Origin of the sequence: Planctomyces sp. SH-PL62 (genome assembly GCF_001610895.1) — a bacterium.
GTDB lineage: Bacteria > Planctomycetota > Planctomycetia > Isosphaerales > Isosphaeraceae > Paludisphaera.
In genome coordinates this window covers 2,133,229-2,150,222 of the sequence record NZ_CP011273.1, presented here as the reverse complement: position 1 = coordinate 2,150,222, position 16,994 = coordinate 2,133,229, and the positions used below count along the sequence as shown (strand labels likewise).

Annotated in this window: 14 protein-coding genes; 9 read left to right on the top strand and 5 right to left on the bottom strand. The window is 70.7% G+C overall.

Features of this window, described 5'->3' with window-relative positions; all coding sequences use genetic code 11:
- Window positions 1–246: 246 nt before the first annotated feature.
- A complete protein-coding gene (locus VT85_RS08225) occupies window positions 247–1,692 on the top strand; it encodes a DUF1501 domain-containing protein (RefSeq protein WP_068421651.1) in 1,446 nt (481 codons plus the stop codon).
- 114 nt (window positions 1,693–1,806) lie between these two features.
- Here VT85_RS08225 and VT85_RS08220 read toward each other — a convergent pair whose 3' ends face one another.
- Window positions 1,807–2,019 (bottom strand): hypothetical protein, encoded by a 213-nt coding sequence (locus VT85_RS08220; protein WP_068413167.1) that lies wholly within the window; start codon window positions 2,017–2,019, stop codon window positions 1,807–1,809.
- A 205-nt stretch (window positions 2,020–2,224) separates the two neighbouring features.
- On the opposite strand from VT85_RS08220, the gene VT85_RS08215 reads away from it, so the two are divergent.
- From VT85_RS08215 to VT85_RS08185, 7 genes are all read left to right on the top strand, one after another.
- Window positions 2,225–2,584, top strand: coding sequence for a PadR family transcriptional regulator (locus VT85_RS08215; RefSeq protein ID WP_197491166.1), 360 nt, complete (start codon window positions 2,225–2,227; stop codon window positions 2,582–2,584).
- Window positions 2,585–2,684: 100 nt separating this feature from the next.
- On the top strand, window positions 2,685–5,951 hold the full coding sequence (locus VT85_RS08210) for an efflux RND transporter permease subunit (protein WP_082858442.1): 3,267 nt from the start codon (window positions 2,685–2,687) through the stop codon (window positions 5,949–5,951).
- A gap of 29 nt (window positions 5,952–5,980) precedes the next feature.
- A complete protein-coding gene (locus VT85_RS08205; RefSeq protein WP_068413165.1) occupies window positions 5,981–7,336 on the top strand; it encodes an efflux RND transporter periplasmic adaptor subunit in 1,356 nt (451 codons plus the stop codon).
- 479 nt (window positions 7,337–7,815) lie between these two features.
- Window positions 7,816–9,063 (top strand): TolC family protein, encoded by a 1,248-nt coding sequence (locus VT85_RS08200; RefSeq protein WP_156512747.1) that lies wholly within the window; start codon window positions 7,816–7,818, stop codon window positions 9,061–9,063.
- A gap of 366 nt (window positions 9,064–9,429) precedes the next feature.
- Window positions 9,430–9,732: a type II toxin-antitoxin system prevent-host-death family antitoxin gene (locus VT85_RS08195; RefSeq protein ID WP_082858440.1), complete on the top strand. Its 303-nt coding sequence runs from the start codon at window positions 9,430–9,432 to the stop codon at window positions 9,730–9,732.
- Window positions 9,729–10,028 (top strand): PIN domain-containing protein, encoded by a 300-nt coding sequence (locus VT85_RS08190; protein ID WP_082858439.1) that lies wholly within the window; start codon window positions 9,729–9,731, stop codon window positions 10,026–10,028. Before VT85_RS08195 ends, VT85_RS08190 begins: the two co-directional genes overlap by 4 nt.
- A 918-nt stretch (window positions 10,029–10,946) precedes the next feature.
- Window positions 10,947–11,543 carry a transposase DNA-binding-containing protein gene (locus tag VT85_RS08185; RefSeq protein ID WP_068413161.1) on the top strand — a complete coding sequence of 199 codons (597 nt, stop codon included), beginning with the start codon at window positions 10,947–10,949 and terminating at the stop codon, window positions 11,541–11,543.
- Here VT85_RS08185 and VT85_RS08180 read toward each other — a convergent pair.
- From VT85_RS08180 to VT85_RS08170, 3 genes are all read right to left on the bottom strand, one after another.
- The gene (locus tag VT85_RS08180; protein WP_082858376.1) at window positions 11,511–12,287 is read right to left on the bottom strand and encodes a transposase; all 777 of its coding nucleotides are present in this window, start codon (window positions 12,285–12,287) and stop codon (window positions 11,511–11,513) included. The genes VT85_RS08185 and VT85_RS08180 overlap by 33 nt on opposite strands.
- Window positions 12,284–12,841: a helix-turn-helix domain-containing protein gene (locus VT85_RS08175; protein ID WP_068411620.1), complete on the bottom strand. Its 558-nt coding sequence runs from the start codon at window positions 12,839–12,841 to the stop codon at window positions 12,284–12,286. The genes VT85_RS08180 and VT85_RS08175 overlap by 4 nt, the downstream gene beginning before the upstream one ends.
- Before the next feature lie 145 nt (window positions 12,842–12,986).
- Window positions 12,987–13,802, bottom strand: coding sequence for an IS5 family transposase (locus VT85_RS08170; protein WP_068413158.1), 816 nt, complete (start codon window positions 13,800–13,802; stop codon window positions 12,987–12,989).
- A gap of 120 nt (window positions 13,803–13,922) precedes the next feature.
- Between VT85_RS08170 and VT85_RS08165 the strand changes: the two genes are divergently transcribed.
- Window positions 13,923–15,338, top strand: coding sequence for an IS701 family transposase (locus tag VT85_RS08165; protein WP_068413155.1), 1,416 nt, complete (start codon window positions 13,923–13,925; stop codon window positions 15,336–15,338).
- Between the two features lie 127 nt (window positions 15,339–15,465).
- Here VT85_RS08165 and VT85_RS08160 read toward each other — a convergent pair whose 3' ends face one another.
- Window positions 15,466–16,860, bottom strand: coding sequence for an ISNCY-like element ISPlas1 family transposase (locus VT85_RS08160; protein WP_068413152.1), 1,395 nt, complete (start codon window positions 16,858–16,860; stop codon window positions 15,466–15,468).
- Between the last annotated feature and the right edge of the window lie 134 nt (window positions 16,861–16,994).

The window sequence follows — 16,994 nt, the reverse complement described above, 5'->3', positions numbered from 1 at the left end:
CGCTCCGGTCGGCGACCCGCTCCACGACCCACCTCCGTCGGGATTCCCCACGTCCAGGTCGGCGAAGATCGACCCGGGCCTGGACCGATCGGGCAGGGCGCGCCCGATGGCGGTGGTTGGCAGGGCAGTCGATCCCCGACGAACGCCGGATCGGTTAAACTTCGGTTGAATCGTCAACTCGGTGGCCCACGAACTCCGTAGCGACGCATGACCGCCGAAGACTCCCCCGAACGCGAGGCGAGTATCATGGCTCGATTTGTGGAAGGATGTTCGTCATTCCGGTCCGGCTCGCGTCGCGAGTTTCTTCGCGCGGGTGGGCTCGGGCTCCTGAATCTGGGCCTGCCCACCCTGCTCCAGGCGCGCGAGATGACCGCGGCGCAGGGCGACGTGATCGGGGGCGCGTCCGCTTCGACTTTCGGCCGGGCGAAGTCGTGCATCCTGCTGTTCATGTGGGGCGGACCAGCCCAGCAAGAGACCTGGGACCTCAAGCCCGAGGCGCCCGAGGGCGTGAGGGGCGAGTTCAAGCCGATCGCCACCACGGTGCCCGGCCTGGAGATCTCCGAGCATTTCCCCATGCTGTCCCAGCGCGCCCACAGGCTCGCGGTGATCCGGTCGATGCACCATGGCGACGTGAACCACACCACCGCCACCCACGAGCTGCTCACCGGCCGGCCGATCCCTCGCGTGGGCGGCGGCCCGTTCGGTGAAGATTGGCCGCACTACGGGTCGATGCTCGCCCACCTCGGCAGGCACCAGGATCGCACGTCGCTTCCCACCTCCATCCAGATGATGCCGGTGAGCCTGGACGGAGCCCCTCGGTTCGTCGAATCCAGCCACGGCCAGGGCGCGGGCTGGCTCGGGCCGGCTCTCGACCCTTTCACGATCGACGCCGATCTGAACCGGCAGGCGGCCGCCGCCGACTTCCGGCTGCCCGCGAGCATCGCGCCCGGTCGGTTCGCCGACCGCCGCAAGCTTCTCCAGACGGTCGAGGATCAGGCCCGCAGACTTGAGCTGAACGCCCAGGTTCAGGCCATGCAGGCGCATTACGTCCGCGCCCACGACCTGCTGACCGATCCTCGTGCCCTGGCCGCGTTCGACCTGGATCAGGAAGACCCGAAGCTCCGCGATCGGTACGGCCGGCACGCCCACGGCCAGGCCGTCTTGCAGGCGCGACGCCTGGTGGAAGCCGGCGTGCCGATCACGACGGTCTTCTGGCAGAACGACGGAACCACGAACGTGAGCGTCTACTGGGACACCCACAACCGCAACTTCATCGACCTCAAGACCCGGCTGATGCCTCCCGCCGACCAGGCCTTCTCCGCCCTGCTCGACGACCTCGGATCGCGTGGGCTGCTCGACGAAACCCTGGTCGTCTGGACGGGCGAATTCGGCCGGACCCCGCGTGTGGGGCAGTCGGTCGTCGGTGGTGCGGGGGCCGGTCGCGATGGTCGGGACCACTGGCCGCACTGCTTCAGCACCGTGCTCGCCGGCGCGGGCATCCGCGGCGGCACCGTCTGGGGTGCGTCTGACCGCTGGGCGGCCTACCCCGCACGCGACCCGGTGACGCCGGCCGACGTCGCGGCCACGATCTATCACCTGCTCGGCATCGACCCTTCGCTCGAAATCCGCGACAAGCTCGACCGCCCGCACCGTCTCTGCCTCGGCGAGCCGGTGACCGGCGTACTCGCTTGAGCGGGCGAGGGGCCCGTATCGAGTTCCCGTCCGCGCCGAAAATCCTCGTCGACCATGGATGACCTCCCCCCTCAAAACGAGTCCGGCCGCCATGTGAGGATGGCGGCGAGATCCTCAAGGAGGCTGCCTCGGGAACCTTCCGGGCCCGGCGAAGCGACGCTCCGGCGTCGGGGCGCCGCGACGCGCGATGGGGTCCATGAACCATTCGGTCGCCAGGAAGTCGGCGTCGACCAGGCACGAGAAGAGCATCCGGGTGAAGAACCCAATGGCGAACGACACGCTCCGAGGTGGGAGCGAATTCGCGTAGTCGCGGACTTCCGGCGCCATGACTCGCCTTGGCCCGGCCTTATCTTGTTCGCGGTGTGACGCGAAACCTCGCGCCTGCGGCTTCTCGGATTGCGGCACGAGGCGAATGCCACCCGCGTGGCATCCACCGTCCCCAACGGAGTTGCGATAGCAGGCGCCCCGGGCCACTTGCCGCTACGCCCGTTAAACTCTCTAATATCGAAAGTCGATATCGGAAAGGCGAAACGTGGGCGATCTGCTGACGAAGATGTTCCTGGGAGGGTTCGTGCGGATGCACGTCCTCTACCACGCCGTGAAGGAGCCCATCTTCGGCGTGGAGATGATGGAGGAGCTCGCCCGGCACGGATACGACGTCGGCCCAGGCACCCTCTACCCCATGCTCCAGAAGCTCGAAGAGGTCGGCTACCTGACGTCGCACGCGGAGGTCGTCGCGGGGAAGTCGCGGAAATACTACCGGGCGACCACGGCAGGGGCTGCGGCCCTGGAGGCGACCAAGGCCAAGCTCCGGGAACTGGTCGAGGAAGTCCTCGAGGACGGGCCGCCGAGGCCCGGCCTGGAGCCCGACCGGTCGGACGATCCCGCCTGAGAGGCGGCCCGCCGATCCTCCTCGATCCGTTTCGACTCCAGGGCCGGTCGGCGGCCCAGACCCCGCCCGCCGCGACGGCCTGACCGGAGGAGACCCGTTCATGAACCCCATCGTCTTCGCCATGAGGCGGCCGCTCACCGTCATCGTGGCCGTCGTCGCCGTCGCCCTCGGCAGCGCGCTCGCACTCCTCCGGATGCCCGTCGACGTCTTCCCGAACCTCAACCTGCCGGTCGTCTACGTCTGCCAGCCCTACGGCGGCATGGACCCCGCCCAGATGGAAGGGCTGCTCACCAACTATTACGAATATCACTTCCTGTATATCGGCGGCATCCACCACGTCGAATCGAAGAACATCCAGGGCATGGCCCTGATGAAGCTTTTCTTCCACCCGGGCACGAACATGGCCCAGGCGATGGCCGAGACCATCGGCTACGTCACCCGCTCGCGGGCCTTCATGCCGCCGGGGACCGTCTCGCCGTTCATCACCCGGTTCGACGCCGGGAGCGTGCCCGTCGGCTACCTCGTCCTCTCCAGCGAGACGAAGAGCATCGGCGAGATCCAGGACCAGGCCCTCTTCAAGGTCCGCCCGATGTTCGCCAGCCTCCCCGGGGTCTCGGCCCCGCCGCCGTTCGGCGGGAGCCAGCGGACCGTCGTCGTCAGCCTCGACCCGGACCGGCTGCGTTCCTACAAGATGTCCCCGGACGAGGTGACGAAGGCCCTTGTCTCGGGCAACGTCATCAGCCCGTCGGGCAACGTCCGCATCGGCGACGAGATGCCCATCGTGCCGGTGAACTCGCTCGTCAAGCAGGCGGACGACCTCAAGGCGATCCCCATCCGCCCGGGCGCGACCCCCACCGTCTACCTCCGCGACGTGGCGACCGTCAAGGATTCCTCCGACACGACGACCGGCTACGCCCTCGTGAACGGACGCCGGGCGGTCTACATCCTCGTGACGAAGCGCGCCGACGCCTCGACGCTCTCGGTGGTGAGGAGCGTGAAGGAGGCCCTGCCGTCGATGCAGGCGGTCCTCCCCGACGACATCAAGGTCGGGTTCGAGTTCGACCAGTCGCCGACCGTGACGAACGCGATGAAGAGCCTCGCCACCGAAGGGGCGCTCGGGGCGTTGCTCACGGGGCTCATGGTGCTCGTCTTCCTCCGCGACTGGCGGAGCGTCGTCGTCGTCGTGCTCAACATCCCAGTCGCCCTCTGCGGGGCGGTCGTCGCGCTCTGGCTCACCGGCCAGACCATCAACCTGATGACGCTGGGCGGCCTCGCCCTCGCCATCGGCATCCTGGTCGACGAGGCGACGGTCGAGATGGAGAACATCCACGCGAAACTGGAACACGAGCACGCGGACGACGTCCCGCGCGCCGTCCGCCAGGGCAATTTGGACACCGCCGTGCCGCGGCTGCTCGCGATGCTCTGCATCCTCGCCGTCTTCATCCCGTCGTTCTTCATGCAGGGGGCGGCCCAGGCCCTCTTCGCGCCCCTCTCGCTCGCCGTCGGCTTCGCCATGGTCTCCTCCTACCTCCTGTCGAGCACCTTCGTCCCCGTCCTCTCGGTCTGGCTGCTCAAGAATCGACGCCGGCCCGAAGGCCGCCCCGGAAGGCGGACGACGTTCGACGCGACGCGGGACGCTTATGGGCGATTCCTGGGATGGGTCGTCCGACTCCGCTGGCTGGTCGTCCCCGCTTATCTCGCCTCGGCCTTGCTCATCACCTACGGGGTGGGCCGACGTCTCGGCATGGAGATCTTCCCGCGAGTCGACGCCGGGCGATTCCAGATCCGCATCAAGGCGGCGGCCGGCACGCGGATCGAGAAGACCGAACAGATCGCCAGGGCGGCGCTCGCGGCCGTGGACGAGGACGCGGGCGAGGGGGCGGTCGAGATCTCCGTCGGCTACGTCGGCCTGATCCCGTCGAGCTATCCCATCAACGCGATCTATCAATGGACCGCGGGGCCGGAGGAGGTGGTCCTCCGCGTCGCGCTCCGCCACGACGCCGGCGTGGACGTCGAGGCCCTCAAGCGGCGGCTCCGCGACAAGCTCGGCCGCGAGATGCCGGATGTGCGTTTCTCCTTCGAGCCGGCCGACATCGTCAGCGACGTCATGAGCTTCGGTTCGCCGACCCCCGTCGAGGTCGCCGTCAGCGGCCCGGCGTACGCGGACGTCCGGGCCCACGCGGCGAAGGTCAAGGACGAGCTCGCGAAGGTCTCCTCGCTGCGGGACCTGCAATACGCCCAGGCGCTCGACTACCCGACCGTGAGCGTCGACATCGACCGCGAGCGGGCCGGCCTGAGCGGCGTCACCGTCGAGGAGATCTCCCGCTCGCTCGTGACCGCCACGTCGTCGAGCCGTTTCGTCGTGCCCAATTACTGGCCCGACCCCAAGACCGGCATCGGCTATCAGGTCCAGGTCGAGATCCCCCCGGTCGTCATGGATTCGATGAGGCAGGTCGAGACGATCCCCGTCCAGCGCGCCGGCGGGCCGTCGGTGCTGATGCGAGACGTCGCCGAGGTGCGACGCGGGTCGATGCCGGGCGAGTTCGACCGCTACAACATGAAGCGCTCCATCAGCCTGACGGCGAACATCGCCGGCGAGGACCTGGGGCGGGCCGCGACCCGGGTCGCCGAAGCCATCAAGCGGGCGGGGGACCCGCCGAAGGGGGTCGTCGTCGACGTCCGCGGGCAGATCGTCCCCATGCGCGAGATCCTCGCCGGGCTCTCCGTCGGCCTCGCCATGTCGATCCTCGTCATCCTGCTCCTGCTCACGGCGAACTTCCAATCCCTGAGGCTGGCCCTCGTCGCCGCCTCCACCGCCCCCGCGGTCGTGTGCGGCGTGGTCGTCGCCCTCTGGGTTACGGGGACGACCATCAACCTCCAGTCGTTCATGGGGGCGATCATGGCCGTCGGGGTCGCCGTCGCGAACGCCATCCTGCTCGTGACCTTCGCCGAGCGGCGGCGTCGCGAGTCCGACGCCGGGGCGGCGGAGGCCGCGCTGGACGGCGCCAGGGGGCGGCTCAGGCCCATCCTCATGACGAGCTGTGCAATGACGGCGGGGATGGTCCCCCTGGCCCTCGGCCTCGGCGAGGGGGGCGAGCAGACCGCTCCGCTCGGCCGGGCCGTCATCGGCGGGCTCGTCGCCGGGACCCTGGCGACCCTGTTCGTGCTCCCGTCCCTCTTCGCCCTCGTCCAGGCCCGGTCGAGCAGGCGGTCGGCTTCCGTCGACCCGGACGACCCGGAGAGCCGCTACTTCGATCACCCGGCGGCGGACATGCCGGGCGACTCCCCGAACGGGCCGCCTTTCGAAGCCGCGACGGCCTCGCATGGCGAGGGCCGCCGGGGACTTCCCGGGGAGCCCCACCGATGACGCACGTCCCTCGAGAGGAACCATCGACCATGCGAGCCAGACGATCGCACGCGGCGTGCCTGCCCGCCCTCGGGCTTGCGGCGACGGTGTTCGCCGCCGGGTGCGACCGCACGACCGGCGAGCGGACGGCCCGAGCGGAGCTGAAGGAGTCCCCCGCCGTCGTCCGGGTCTCCGTCGTGAAGCCGACCCGGGCGACCGTCTCTCGGACCAGTGAACAGCCGGGGCAGATCGAGGCGGTCGAGACGACGCCCATCTACGCGAAGCTCGGCGGCTACGTCGAGGCCGTCGCCGTCGACATCGGCGATGCGGTCAAGACGGGGCAGGAGCTCGCCCGCCTCCACGTGCCCGAGACCGAGGCCGACCTCAAGCAGAAGCGCGCCGCCGTGCGGGAGGCCGAGTCCGAACGGAAACAATGCGAGGCCGCCGTCGAGGTCGCCCGGGCGGGCGTCGAGAGCGCCGGGGCGAAGGTCCAGGAGATCCAATCCGGCGTCAGGAGGGCCGAGGCGGAGGCCGAACGCTGGCGAGCGGAATTCGCCCGCGTCGAGCAACTCGCCAACGAGCGGGCGCTCACCGGCAGCCTCGTCGATGAGACGCGGAGCAAACTCCAGGCGGCCAAGGCCGGCCGCGACGAGGTCAAGGCCAAGGTGCGTTCGGCGGAGGCGGCGCTCGCCGAGGCGGAGGCGTTCCTCGGCAAGTCGCGTTCCGACCTGGACGCGGCCGTCTCGCATATCGAGGTCGCCCGCTTCGAGGCGGAACGGGCCGAGGCGATGGAAGGTTATGCGAGGATCCTCTCGCCCTACGACGGCGTCGTGACCAGGAGGGGCGTCGACGTCGGCCACCTCACGACGCCCGGGGCCGCGGGCGAACCGCTCTTCGTCGTCGCCCGTTCCGGGGTCGTCACCGTCGTCGTCGGCGTCCCCGAGACCGAGGCCCCCTTCGTCGACGTGGGTGACCGGGCGCGCGTCCGCCTGCAGGCGCTGGAGGGGAGGACGTTCGAGGGCCGAGTGACCCGGATCGCCTGGGCCCTCGACCCGGCGACGCGGACGCTTCGCACCGAAGTCGACCTGACCAACGCGGGCGGGTTGATCCGCCCCGGCCTCTACGCCTACGCGACCATCATCGCCGAGGAGCACGAAGACGTGCTCAGCGTACCCGCTTCCGCCGTCGCCTCCGAGGGGGGGAAATCCTTCTGCGTCACCCTTGAGGAAGGCCGTGCGAGGCGAAAAGAAGTGAAGCTCGGCCTGAGCGACGGCAAACGGACCGAGGTCGTTTCCGGGATCGGGGAGGGGGACGAGGTCGTCGAATCGAACTCCGCCTCGCTCGCCGACGGCCAGGCCGTCGCCAGGATCGATCCCCCGTCCGCGACTCCCAAGGGGAAGAATTGACGCAGGCGGCACGACCGGACCTCGTCGCGGTCGGTCGGCGAGACCGACTCATCCCGACGAACCCGCAGGAACGAAACAAGGGTGACGCCTCGACGCGGCGCGGCCAGGGAGGGCCTGATGAACGACAGCCTATTCAGGAGAGCCGGGCTCATCGGGTCGGCCTTCGCCTTCCTCGCGCTCGGTGCGGCCGACCCGCCGGAACGACCGCGAGACCGCCCGGCGGCGGCGACTCGCGACGCGACGCCCCCCCGCAGGACGCGCCCCTCCAGGCCCTCCCCGACGGGACGCGACAACCCGAGCCGACATCGCTGGCGACGCCCCCCGAGGACGACCTGGGGACGCCCCTCATCCCGGAACAGGTCATCCAACCCATCGACCTGCCCGGAGCCCTCCGACTCGCGGGGGCGAACGATCTCGACATCGCGATCGCTCGCGAGCGGGTCGCCCTGTCCCTCGCCGAGTTGCAACAAGCCCGGGTCATGTGGCTGCCCAGCCTCTACCTCGGGCCCAACTGGATCCGCCACGACGGCCAGGCCCAGGTCGTCGAGGGCCAGGTCCGCACCATCAGCAAGAGTTCGCTCTTCCTGGGGGGCACCGCGGCGGCCGGCTCCAGCGTGAGCGGCCCGGTGCCCGCGGGCGGGCCCGCGCAGGTTTCCGGGCTCACCTCCATCCTCCGATTCTCGGACGCCATCTTCGAGCCGCTGGCCGCGAGGCAGGTCCTGGACTCGCGGAGGGCCGGGATCCAGACCGCGACCAACGACGCCCTGCTCGGGGTCGCCGAATCGTACCTGGACCTGCAACGGGCGGCCGGGACGCTGGCGATCGCCCGCGAGGCGGCGACGAATGCGGAGGCGCTCGCGAGCCTGACCGCCTCGTACGCCCGGAGCGGCGCCGGCCTCGAAGCGGATCACCGCAGGGCGGCCGCCGAGCGGGAGCGGCAGCGGAAGAACGTCGAGCTGGCGGTCGGCGAGCTCGAGGCGGCCTCCGCCGAGCTCGTCCTCAGGACGCGGCTCGACCCCAGGCTCGTCGTGGCCCCGGTCGAGCCGCCGGAGGCCGTCCTCCGCATCGTCCCGGAGGGGTGCCCGATCGACGAGCTCATCGTCGTCGGGCTCCGCAGCCGACCCGAGCTGGCCGAGGCCCAGGCGCTCGTCCAGGCCACGCTCACCCGCCTCAGGCAGGCGAAGCTCAGGCCGTTCATCCCGAGCCTCGCGTTCCGCTACTCCGGCGGCGGGTTCGGCGGCGGGGCGAACGGCTTCTTCGGCGATTTCGCCAGCCGCAGCGACGCCGACGTGAACCTCTACTGGGAAATCCAGAACCTGGGATTCGCCGACCGAGCCATCACGAAACAACGGGCCGCCCAGCAACGCACCGCGAACCTGGAGCTGTTGAAGCTCCAGGACCGCGTCGCCTCCGAGGTGGTCCTGGCCGAGAAGGGGCGGATCGCGGCGGCGAGGCGGATGAAGAGGGCGGGCCAGGCCCTGCCGGAAGCCCAGGAATCGCTCGCCCTGAACCTCACGAGCATCCGGCGTGGGGCGGGCCTGCCCGGGGCGACCCGCCCCATCGAGGTGCTCCAACCGATCCAGGCCCTCGCCCAGGCGCGCACGGACTACCTCGACGCCGTGCTCGACCACAATCGGTGGCAGTTCCGCCTCTACCGCGCCCTCGGCAGGCCTCCGGGCCTGGCCCCGATTTCGATCGGGACGGATTCGACTCTCGAGCCGGACTGAACGCCGCCAAGCCCGCCGCGCGATCGGCGTCTCCCACGGCGAACCCGTTCCAAACGACGACCCCGCGACGCGGCGGAGACGCCCACCGACGTCCACCGGCCCAGCGAGTCGGCGACCTGCGCGAATCATCCCTCGGCGTCGCGGCCGAGGCTCGGGCCGAAGCCGAGGACCCGTCCCTCGTCGGTCGAGCGGCCCACGCCGAAGTCGGCCGGTCCGCAGGCGGCTGAATCGTTCGTCGGCGAATGCCGCTGAATCGCTGCGAAGAAAGCGGGCCGATCACCGGCGAACCTCACCTTGAAGACTTGCCGAAACGTCCCGGACGATCCAACATGGATGGAGCGGCCAGCTGCATCACGGAGGTGCCGAATGACCTGGAACCTGGCTGATGCGAAGAACCGACTCTCCGAGGTCGTGAACCTCGCCTTGAGCGAAAGTCCGCAGACCATCACCCGCCGCAACGATACGGTGGTCGTCATCTCGTCGGCGAAGTACGAGGAGCTCACGGGCAAGACGCTCGATTTCAAGGAGTACCTCCTCCAGGGGGGCGGGCTCGACGAACTCGATTTGACGCGGGACCAGGGCCCCGGACGGGACGTCGATCTGCGAGGGCGCTGCTCGACGCCGACATCCTCGCCGAGCTGGTGTAGCGCGACGGGAACTCGGCGGTGAGGGCCGCCCTCGACGAACTCCCCGCGGCGAACGTCTTCCTGAGCGTGCTGACCGTGGGGGAGATCGTCAAAGGAATCCCCCTCCTGGGCCCGGGCCGGAAGAAGAAACATCTCACCAAGTGGCTCGCCAGGCTTGAGAATCAGTACGCCGAGAGGTTGCTCCCGCTCGACGTCGAGACCGCTCGCATCTGGGGGGAGCTGACGGCTCGCACCCAGAAATCCGGGGTGGTCGACCCTCCCACCGACGGCCTGCTCGCGGCGACGGCTCTTCGGCACGGGTCGCACGTCATGACCTGAAACCCGAAGCACTTCGAGGCCAGTGGGGCCCTCATCTTCGACCCCTGACGGTGAGTCCGGACGACGCCTGGGTAGACGTAAGGCCCGCACCTCGAGCGAATCGCGACCGACTCGACCTGGCCCGTCCCGGCGTCGTGGGACGATCCCGGAGGAATGCCGGCGGCGAAGCCCGCGCCCCGATCATCGGCCCGGCCCCATTCGGCCGGGACCGGGTCCCCAACATCTTCTTGACGCGCCGCCGCAACCGTCGCGAGTTCTTGCGTCTCGCGGAGTGGCTGGGCCGCGAGTCCCGGGCCGATGTCGTCGAGCGATACGGCGGCGAGGGCGTGGAGGACAAGGGGTACTGGCCCCTCAGTGTCGACGGGTCGACTTGGCTCTCGATGCGGTGTTACTCCCGGAACGGGATCTCCTTGGGGGGCCCAACCGATGAGCGACCTGCCTACGTTCGAAGCCATCGCTCGCTCGTTCAGGGGAGCCGTCCCAGCCGATCGGCCTTACGACGACCGTGACGAAATGCAATCGGCGTTCGGAGCGACCACCGGTTCGGAGTCGTTTTCGTCCGCCTGCCGCGGGACGGCCGGGTTCGGCGTCGGCCGCTAGGCAGCCGGCCTTAGTCTTTCCGAAGGTTTGCGGGGGGGGCGCCCGTAGTGTGCGAAGGCCGTCTCCACCGCTTCCCACAGGGCGGTGCGAGTCGTGTAGATCCGCTCCGGCATCTCGTGGTACTTCACCTGCCGGAAAAGGTTCTCGATCGCGTTGAGGTCGGGGCTGTAGGCCTTGTCCTTACCCAGTTCTCTGGACTGGGTGGCGGGGTTCCAATGAGGTCTTCTCCACCGCCAGCCCGGTGGGTCCTCGCGCCCCAATCCTCGTGGCCGGGCGGGACCTCCGGATCGGTCGCGGTGTCACCGGATCGGCATGGCCATGGACCCGTTCCAGGGCGACGCCCACGCCTGGGCCCGCGAGCAGTTCGGCACGGCCGACCTGGGCGACCAACGACGCACCAAGCGGCTGACTCGCGTCGCCGCCCGGATGGCCGCCGACCCCTCCGCTAGCATCCCCGGCCATATGGAGGGCCGGGCCGAGGCCAAGGCCGCTTATCGCCTCCTGGACGCCGACGTCGTCACCTTCGAGGCGGTCGCCGCCCCGCAATGGCGTCGGACCCGGGCCTGTGGGCCGGGGCTCTTCCTGCTCCTGGGCGACACGACCGAGCTGGATTTCGGCATCCTCCGCCGGGTCCCCGACCTGGCCCCCACGGGCAACGGCGGCGGCTATGGCTTCCACCTCCATGCCGCACTGGTCGTCGGGGCCGAGGACGAGCGGGTCATCGGCTTGGCCGGCGAGCGGGTCCACTACCGCAAGCCCGCCCCCGCGGGGGAGGACACGAGCCAGCGGCTCGAACGCGACCAGGAGTCCGACGTCTGGGGAGAGGTCATCGACCAGGTCGGCCCGTTCGCCGCGGAGACGCGGTGGGTCCATGTGCTAGTACTAGTGGGTCACTTGGATTGCCTGTGGCCATAAGTCGGCACGCCGCGGGACCGGGACACGCGAGCAGGCCCCCGAGCCGCCGAGGTGGTGACGGCGCTCACGCTGCCGCCGCCGCCGGGCCGCCCGCTTGCCGCCCCACTGGAACGGCGTCGGCGCCGCGTCCCAGTGCCGCGCCGCGGCTTCATACCACGCGATGATCTGGGCCGCGTCGGTCGGGTACTGCCCGTCCAGCGCCCGGCGCTTGAGGATCCGCTGCAGGCTCTCGGCCATGTTCAGCCAGGAGCCGCCCACCGGCGTGTACAGCGGCATGATCCCGTGGTCGAACAGCCAGCACACCAGCTCGGGCGTCTTGTGGCCGGCCAGGTTGTCGAGCACCAAGAGCATCCGCAACGGCGGCGGTGCCTCCGGGAGCGTCGGCACGACCGTGAGGCCCTCCTGCCAGCGTTCCCAGGCCCCACGCCAGCCGTCGTCCGGCGTCGCCGGAGGGTCGGGCATCGCGGCAAGGATGGCCGCCAGTTCGCGCTTCAGCCAGGGGTGCAGGACGGCGTTGGGGCAGGCCGTCACGCCGCTGACGCGGGCGTGGCCGTCGGCCGGGCGGAACAGCGTCAGGGCCTTCGCCGTGCCGTCGCGGAGGTACTCGTGCGGCTGGCGCGCCGGGTCCCCTTCGGGGCGCCACGACCGTCCCGGGTAGGGGACCGTCTGGTAGGGGCCGGCCTGGTCGGTGCACCAGACCTCCAGCCCCGACGACGTACCCGTGAGGTAGGCCGCCTCGATCAAATTTTTTTCGCATCAGAATCCGGGTCGGCGACCTGGACCGGCCCGACCTTGCGGCGGCGCAGCGCCTTGCCGGTGGGGCACCAGGTCCGAGTGCGCTGGTAGCTGGCCCCGGACTCGCGCAGGACGCGGCGGATGGTATAGGTCGAGACCTTCGGCAGGCCGTCGGCGGCCGCGCGGAGCGTCCGCTGCAACGTCGAGAGCGACCAGGTGGCGGTGCCGTCGCCCTCCGGGGTCGGCGCCCGGGCCGCCTCGGCGGCGATCCGCGCCCGCTCCTGCGGGCCGTAGGTCGGGCTCCGCCCGCCGCCGTGGCGGGGCTTCAACGCCTCAAGGCCCTCGGCGTTGAAGCGGGCGACCAGGTGCGAGACGGCGTCGCCGGAGCGGCGGCCGACGGCGCGGGCCGCGTCCTGGTAGTCGTCGCCGGCGGCGACGGCCAGCAGGATCTTGGCGCGGACGACCTCGGCGGCCGGGGCGGCCGAGGACCGACTGAACTGGACCAACTCCCGTCGCTCCGCGTCGGTCAGCTCGCGGAGCGGGTCCTTCTTCTGGCGCGACATGGCGGCCTCCCTGGTGCGAGAAGCCACCGATTGTACTCGCACTCAGGTCTTATGGCTACGGGCATGGCACTTGACCCACTAGTTGGACTGTCACCGATTCCAGTAGTGCTTGTCCGTGCCAGGAGTTAAGAGGCTCGGACAAAACCTATCCGGCGATGGGCAATTCGTCGTGCGATAGCCTGTAGCAGATGACGCTCGCGGCGAGGGTGGCCCAGGCTTCCCGGACGACCAGCAGGCGGTCGTAGCGGACCCGCATCCGTCGCAGCCCCTTCAGCCAGCTGATCGTCCGCTCGACGACCCATCGGACCTTGCCCAGGCCGCTGCCGTGCGGCGTCCCCCGCCTGGCGATGTGGGGCTCGATCCCCAGCCATCGCAGCAGGTCCCGGGTCGCTTCCGAGTCGTAGCCCCGGTCGGCGAACAGGTCGTCGGGCAGCTCCTTCGGGCGGCCCGGCCTGCCGCCGACGCTCGGATAGTCGAGGACCAACGGGATGATCTGGCGGTGGTCGGAGGCGTTCGCCCCCGCCGTCCGGATCGCCAGGGGCACCCCCCGACGGTCGACCATCAGCGTGTGTTTCGACCCCTTCCGGCTGCGGTCGACGGGGCTCGGGCCGGTCGCCTCGCCGCCGCCGAAGGCCCGGATCGTCACCCCGTCGACGACGACCGTGTCGGCGTCGAGCCTCCCGGCCCGCTTCAACGCCCCGAGCAGGTCGGCGTGCAAGCGGGCCCAAACGCCCAGGAGTTCCCAGGCCCTCAGGCGCCGGGCCGCCGTGCGGCCCGAGCATCCCATCTCGGCCGGGACGTCCTCCCAGCGGCAGCCGGTCGCCAGGACGAACCAGATGACCCGCAAGGCCTTGCGATGCGGGATCGGCGGGCGTCCCCCCTTGCGGCCGACGGGCTGCTCCGGCGGAAGGTGGTGGGCGACCTGGTCGTAGAAGTCCTCGGGCATGCGGGCGGCGGCCATGGCGTGGGCCCTCCGGTGAAGGATCGACGCCATGGCAAGCCTTCAGATCACATGCCGATCAGGAGGTTTTGTCCGAGCTTCTAAGCTGAGGGTCGAAGGACTTCGACGGGAGGGAACGCCATGTCGCTCCTCGACCACCCCGACGCCCAGGCGCTCCTGGCCGACGCCGTCCTGACCCCGGAGGCCGTCCGCGGCTGCGAGGGCCGGCTCGCCGCGTTCCTGGAGCGCTACCTGCCCCGCTTCCGCCGTGTTGAGCAGCGCCACAACGCCGCCCTCGTCATCCGGGGCCTGCTCGGCGGGCTGCGGCGCAAGACCTGCGAGCCGATCGCCGTCGAGGCCGGCGTCCACCGCAAGCCGATCCAGTTCCTCGTCGGCGCCGGCCGGTGGGACGACGAGGCCGTCATGGCCGAGCTCCGGCGCCACGTGGCCGAGGAGCTGGGGGATGACCGGGCGGTCCTCGCGATCGACGCCACGACCTTCCCGAAGTCCGGGGCCGACTCCTGCGGCGTGGGCCGCCAGTGGTGCGGACGGCTGGGCAAGCAGGAGAACTGCCAGCGGGGGATCTTCCTGGCCTACGCCGCGGCCCGCGGCTACGCCCCGCTGGACCGAAGGCTCTACCTGCCGAAGGACTGGGCCGGCGACGCGGCGCGACGGGCCAGGTGCCACGTCCCCGAGGACGTCGACTTCCGGGAGGGCTGGCGGATCGCCGCCGATCTGATCGAGCGGAGCGGGCCGGGGCTGCCGCACGCCTGGGTCGTCGGCGACGACGAGTTCGGCCGCCCGGCCCGGTTCCGCGCCTGGCTCCGGGGCCGCGGCGAACGATACGTGCTCGACGTGCCGAGCGACACCGTCGTCCGCGACCTGGAACGCCCGCGTCCCCCGAGCCGCCGCGCCGGCCATGGCCGCCCGCGGGCGGTCCCGTTCCGCCGGGTCGACACCTGGGCGACGGACCAGCCCGAAGGCCGGTGGGTGCGGCTGACGATCCGCGCCGGCGAGAAGGGGCCGCTGCGGGTCGATGCGATGGCGGTGCGGGTGAGGACCCGGCTGGAGCACCGGCTGGGGCCGGAAGAGCGTCTGGTCGTGATGCGGACGGTGGCGGCCGAGCCGGAGACCCACTACGCGCTGAGCGACGCGGGGCCGGAGGTCCCGCTGGAGGAGCTGGTCCGCGCCCGGTTCGCGAGGCACAAGATCGAGGAGGTGTTCGAGGCGGCCAAGGGGGAGGTCGGCCTGGCGCAGTACGAGGTGCGATCCTGGGTGGGCTGGCACCACCACGTCACGCTGTCGCTGCTGGCGCTTTGGTTCCTCTGCCGCGAGCGGCGGCGGATCGGGGGGGAAAACCAGGGCGATCACCGTGTCGCAGGTGCGCGAGGCCTTCACCCGGTTGCTGAGGTATCCCGCGCCGAGCCCCGAGCGGATCGCCGCGGAGCTGTCGCGCGTCCTGCGGCGGAAGGAGGCGGCGCGGATCTACCACTGGCACGAGGCCACCGGAGCCTTCCCGCCGCGGCGGCCGCCACCAGATACCGGTTGATCACGTGAGGCTTCGTGGAATCGGTGACAGTCCAACTAGTTCGCGGTGCGAAATTGAAGTCGTTCTCCCAGTGAAACTTGCGTCTCGCTGGCCCGGCCCTGGCACGGTCGGTCTCTGACCCTCTCGGGCCCCGGCTCACCCCCGGGCCGCCCCCGCGACCTTCGCCAGGTTGTGGGCCAGGACGCCCCACCCGACCCACCGCCCGAAGCCCCGCTCGCCGCGGTACCGACATCGCTTCAACCCGTAATCCCGCTTCAGCGCGTGGATCCGCCCCTCGATCCCGGCCCGGAACCGGTAACCCTCGCGGAACCGCCGCCCCTTCTCCTCGGCCCGCCGACCCAGCGACGCCTTGCCGACGTGAGGCAGCGCGACGTGCTTGACGCCCGCCTGTTCCGCCAGCCGCTCGTTGGCCGCCGACGCCATCCCCCGGTCGGCGGCCAGGAGGCCTGGAGCCCGGCCGAATCGGCGCTCGTGGTCGGCCAAGGCGTCGCACAGGTAAGGCTGGTCCTGGCCTCCGGCGTGCTCCAGCACCGCGTAGCCCGCGACGATCCCGCCCTCGACCTCGTCCAGCCGGATCTTGCGGCCGAACTCCACCGGCCATCCCGGCTTGAACCGCGGGACCACCTGGGTGTGCGGCTCGAACAGCGACAACAGCTTCTCGCCGCTGGGGACCGACTCGCCCTTCAGGACGCGTCGCTCGGCCTGTCGGATGGCCCGCTTCAGCTGCGGGACGGCTTCAGCGAGCCGCTCGGCCAACCTTCGCGTCGACGGCTCGTCGGTCCGCTGGCGGAGCGTCTCGGAGACGCGTCGCCCCTGGGCCGCCGTCCGCTTGGCAGCGGCGATGAGCCGGCCGTACGCCGCCTTCATCGTCTCGCGGCCCTGGTCCCCCTTGCGGCGGGCCAGGCGGTGCAGCTGCTGCGCGACCCTGCGCGCCGTGCGGATCCGGCTGCGGAACGCCTCTCCCAGGTCGGCCGCCGTCTCGCCGAGCGCCGACCTGGCCCGACGCAGGAGCCGCGAGACGACCCGCACGCCGTCCACGAGCAGGCCGCTGTCGGTCGGGAAATGGACGTTCGTCTCGACGGCCGTCGTGTCGACCCGGAGCCTGCGGCCGCGGGTCGCCCTCAGCGACCGGGCCAGCTGGACGACCCGGTCGTTGAGCGTCTGCAGGGTCTCGGGCCCGATGGCAGCGGCCCAGCGGATCAGCGTGGTGTCGTCGGGGACGCGCTCGAAGTAGACTCGGCAGAACTGGCGGAGCACCAGGCTGTCGTTGACGAAGTACTCGGCCTGCTCGTAGCTCCAGCCGTAGAGCCGCATGACCACGAGCATCCGGAGGATCACCTCGACCGGGGTGGACGGCCGGCCTCGGGAGCGGGTCAGGGGATGGCGGCGGCCGAGGTCGCCGCGGACGAGCTCGAACAGCTCGTCGTCGTCGAGCAGGCGGTCGAGCTGCTCGAGCTGGGGCTCCAAGCGGAGCCCGAGCTGGGGGACGAGCGCGAAGAGATCCGTCCGGGGGTAGCGATTCCTGAGCATGGCACCGGCCCGCCATCGGTCCGTTCGGCGCGGTTCTGGACGTGCCTCGAGCGTATCAGATGCCGCGAATCCCGCCTGTTTCGCACCGCGAACTAGGTTCTGTCTGACGGCTCGTAGAGCGTTACCATGGCGGC

Excerpts from the sequence above, each read along its gene's own strand:
- VT85_RS08225 (WP_068421651.1), top strand. The coding sequence starts at position 247 with ATGGCTCGATTTGTGGAAGGATGTTCGTCATTCCGGTCCGGCTCGCGT.
- VT85_RS08220 (WP_068413167.1), bottom strand. The coding sequence starts at position 2,019 with ATGGCGCCGGAAGTCCGCGACTACGCGAATTCGCTCCCACCTCGGAGC.
- VT85_RS08210 (WP_082858442.1), top strand. The coding sequence starts at position 2,685 with ATGAACCCCATCGTCTTCGCCATGAGGCGGCCGCTCACCGTCATCGTG.
- VT85_RS08205 (WP_068413165.1), top strand. The coding sequence starts at position 5,981 with ATGCGAGCCAGACGATCGCACGCGGCGTGCCTGCCCGCCCTCGGGCTT.
- VT85_RS08200 (WP_156512747.1), top strand. The coding sequence starts at position 7,816 with ATGTGGCTGCCCAGCCTCTACCTCGGGCCCAACTGGATCCGCCACGAC.
- VT85_RS08195 (WP_082858440.1), top strand. The coding sequence starts at position 9,430 with ATGACCTGGAACCTGGCTGATGCGAAGAACCGACTCTCCGAGGTCGTG.
- VT85_RS08185 (WP_068413161.1), top strand. The coding sequence starts at position 10,947 with ATGGACCCGTTCCAGGGCGACGCCCACGCCTGGGCCCGCGAGCAGTTC.
- VT85_RS08175 (WP_068411620.1), bottom strand. The coding sequence starts at position 12,841 with ATGTCGCGCCAGAAGAAGGACCCGCTCCGCGAGCTGACCGACGCGGAG.
- VT85_RS08170 (WP_068413158.1), bottom strand. The coding sequence starts at position 13,802 with ATGGCCGCCGCCCGCATGCCCGAGGACTTCTACGACCAGGTCGCCCAC.
- VT85_RS08165 (WP_068413155.1), top strand. The coding sequence starts at position 13,923 with ATGTCGCTCCTCGACCACCCCGACGCCCAGGCGCTCCTGGCCGACGCC.
- VT85_RS08160 (WP_068413152.1), bottom strand. The coding sequence starts at position 16,860 with ATGCTCAGGAATCGCTACCCCCGGACGGATCTCTTCGCGCTCGTCCCC.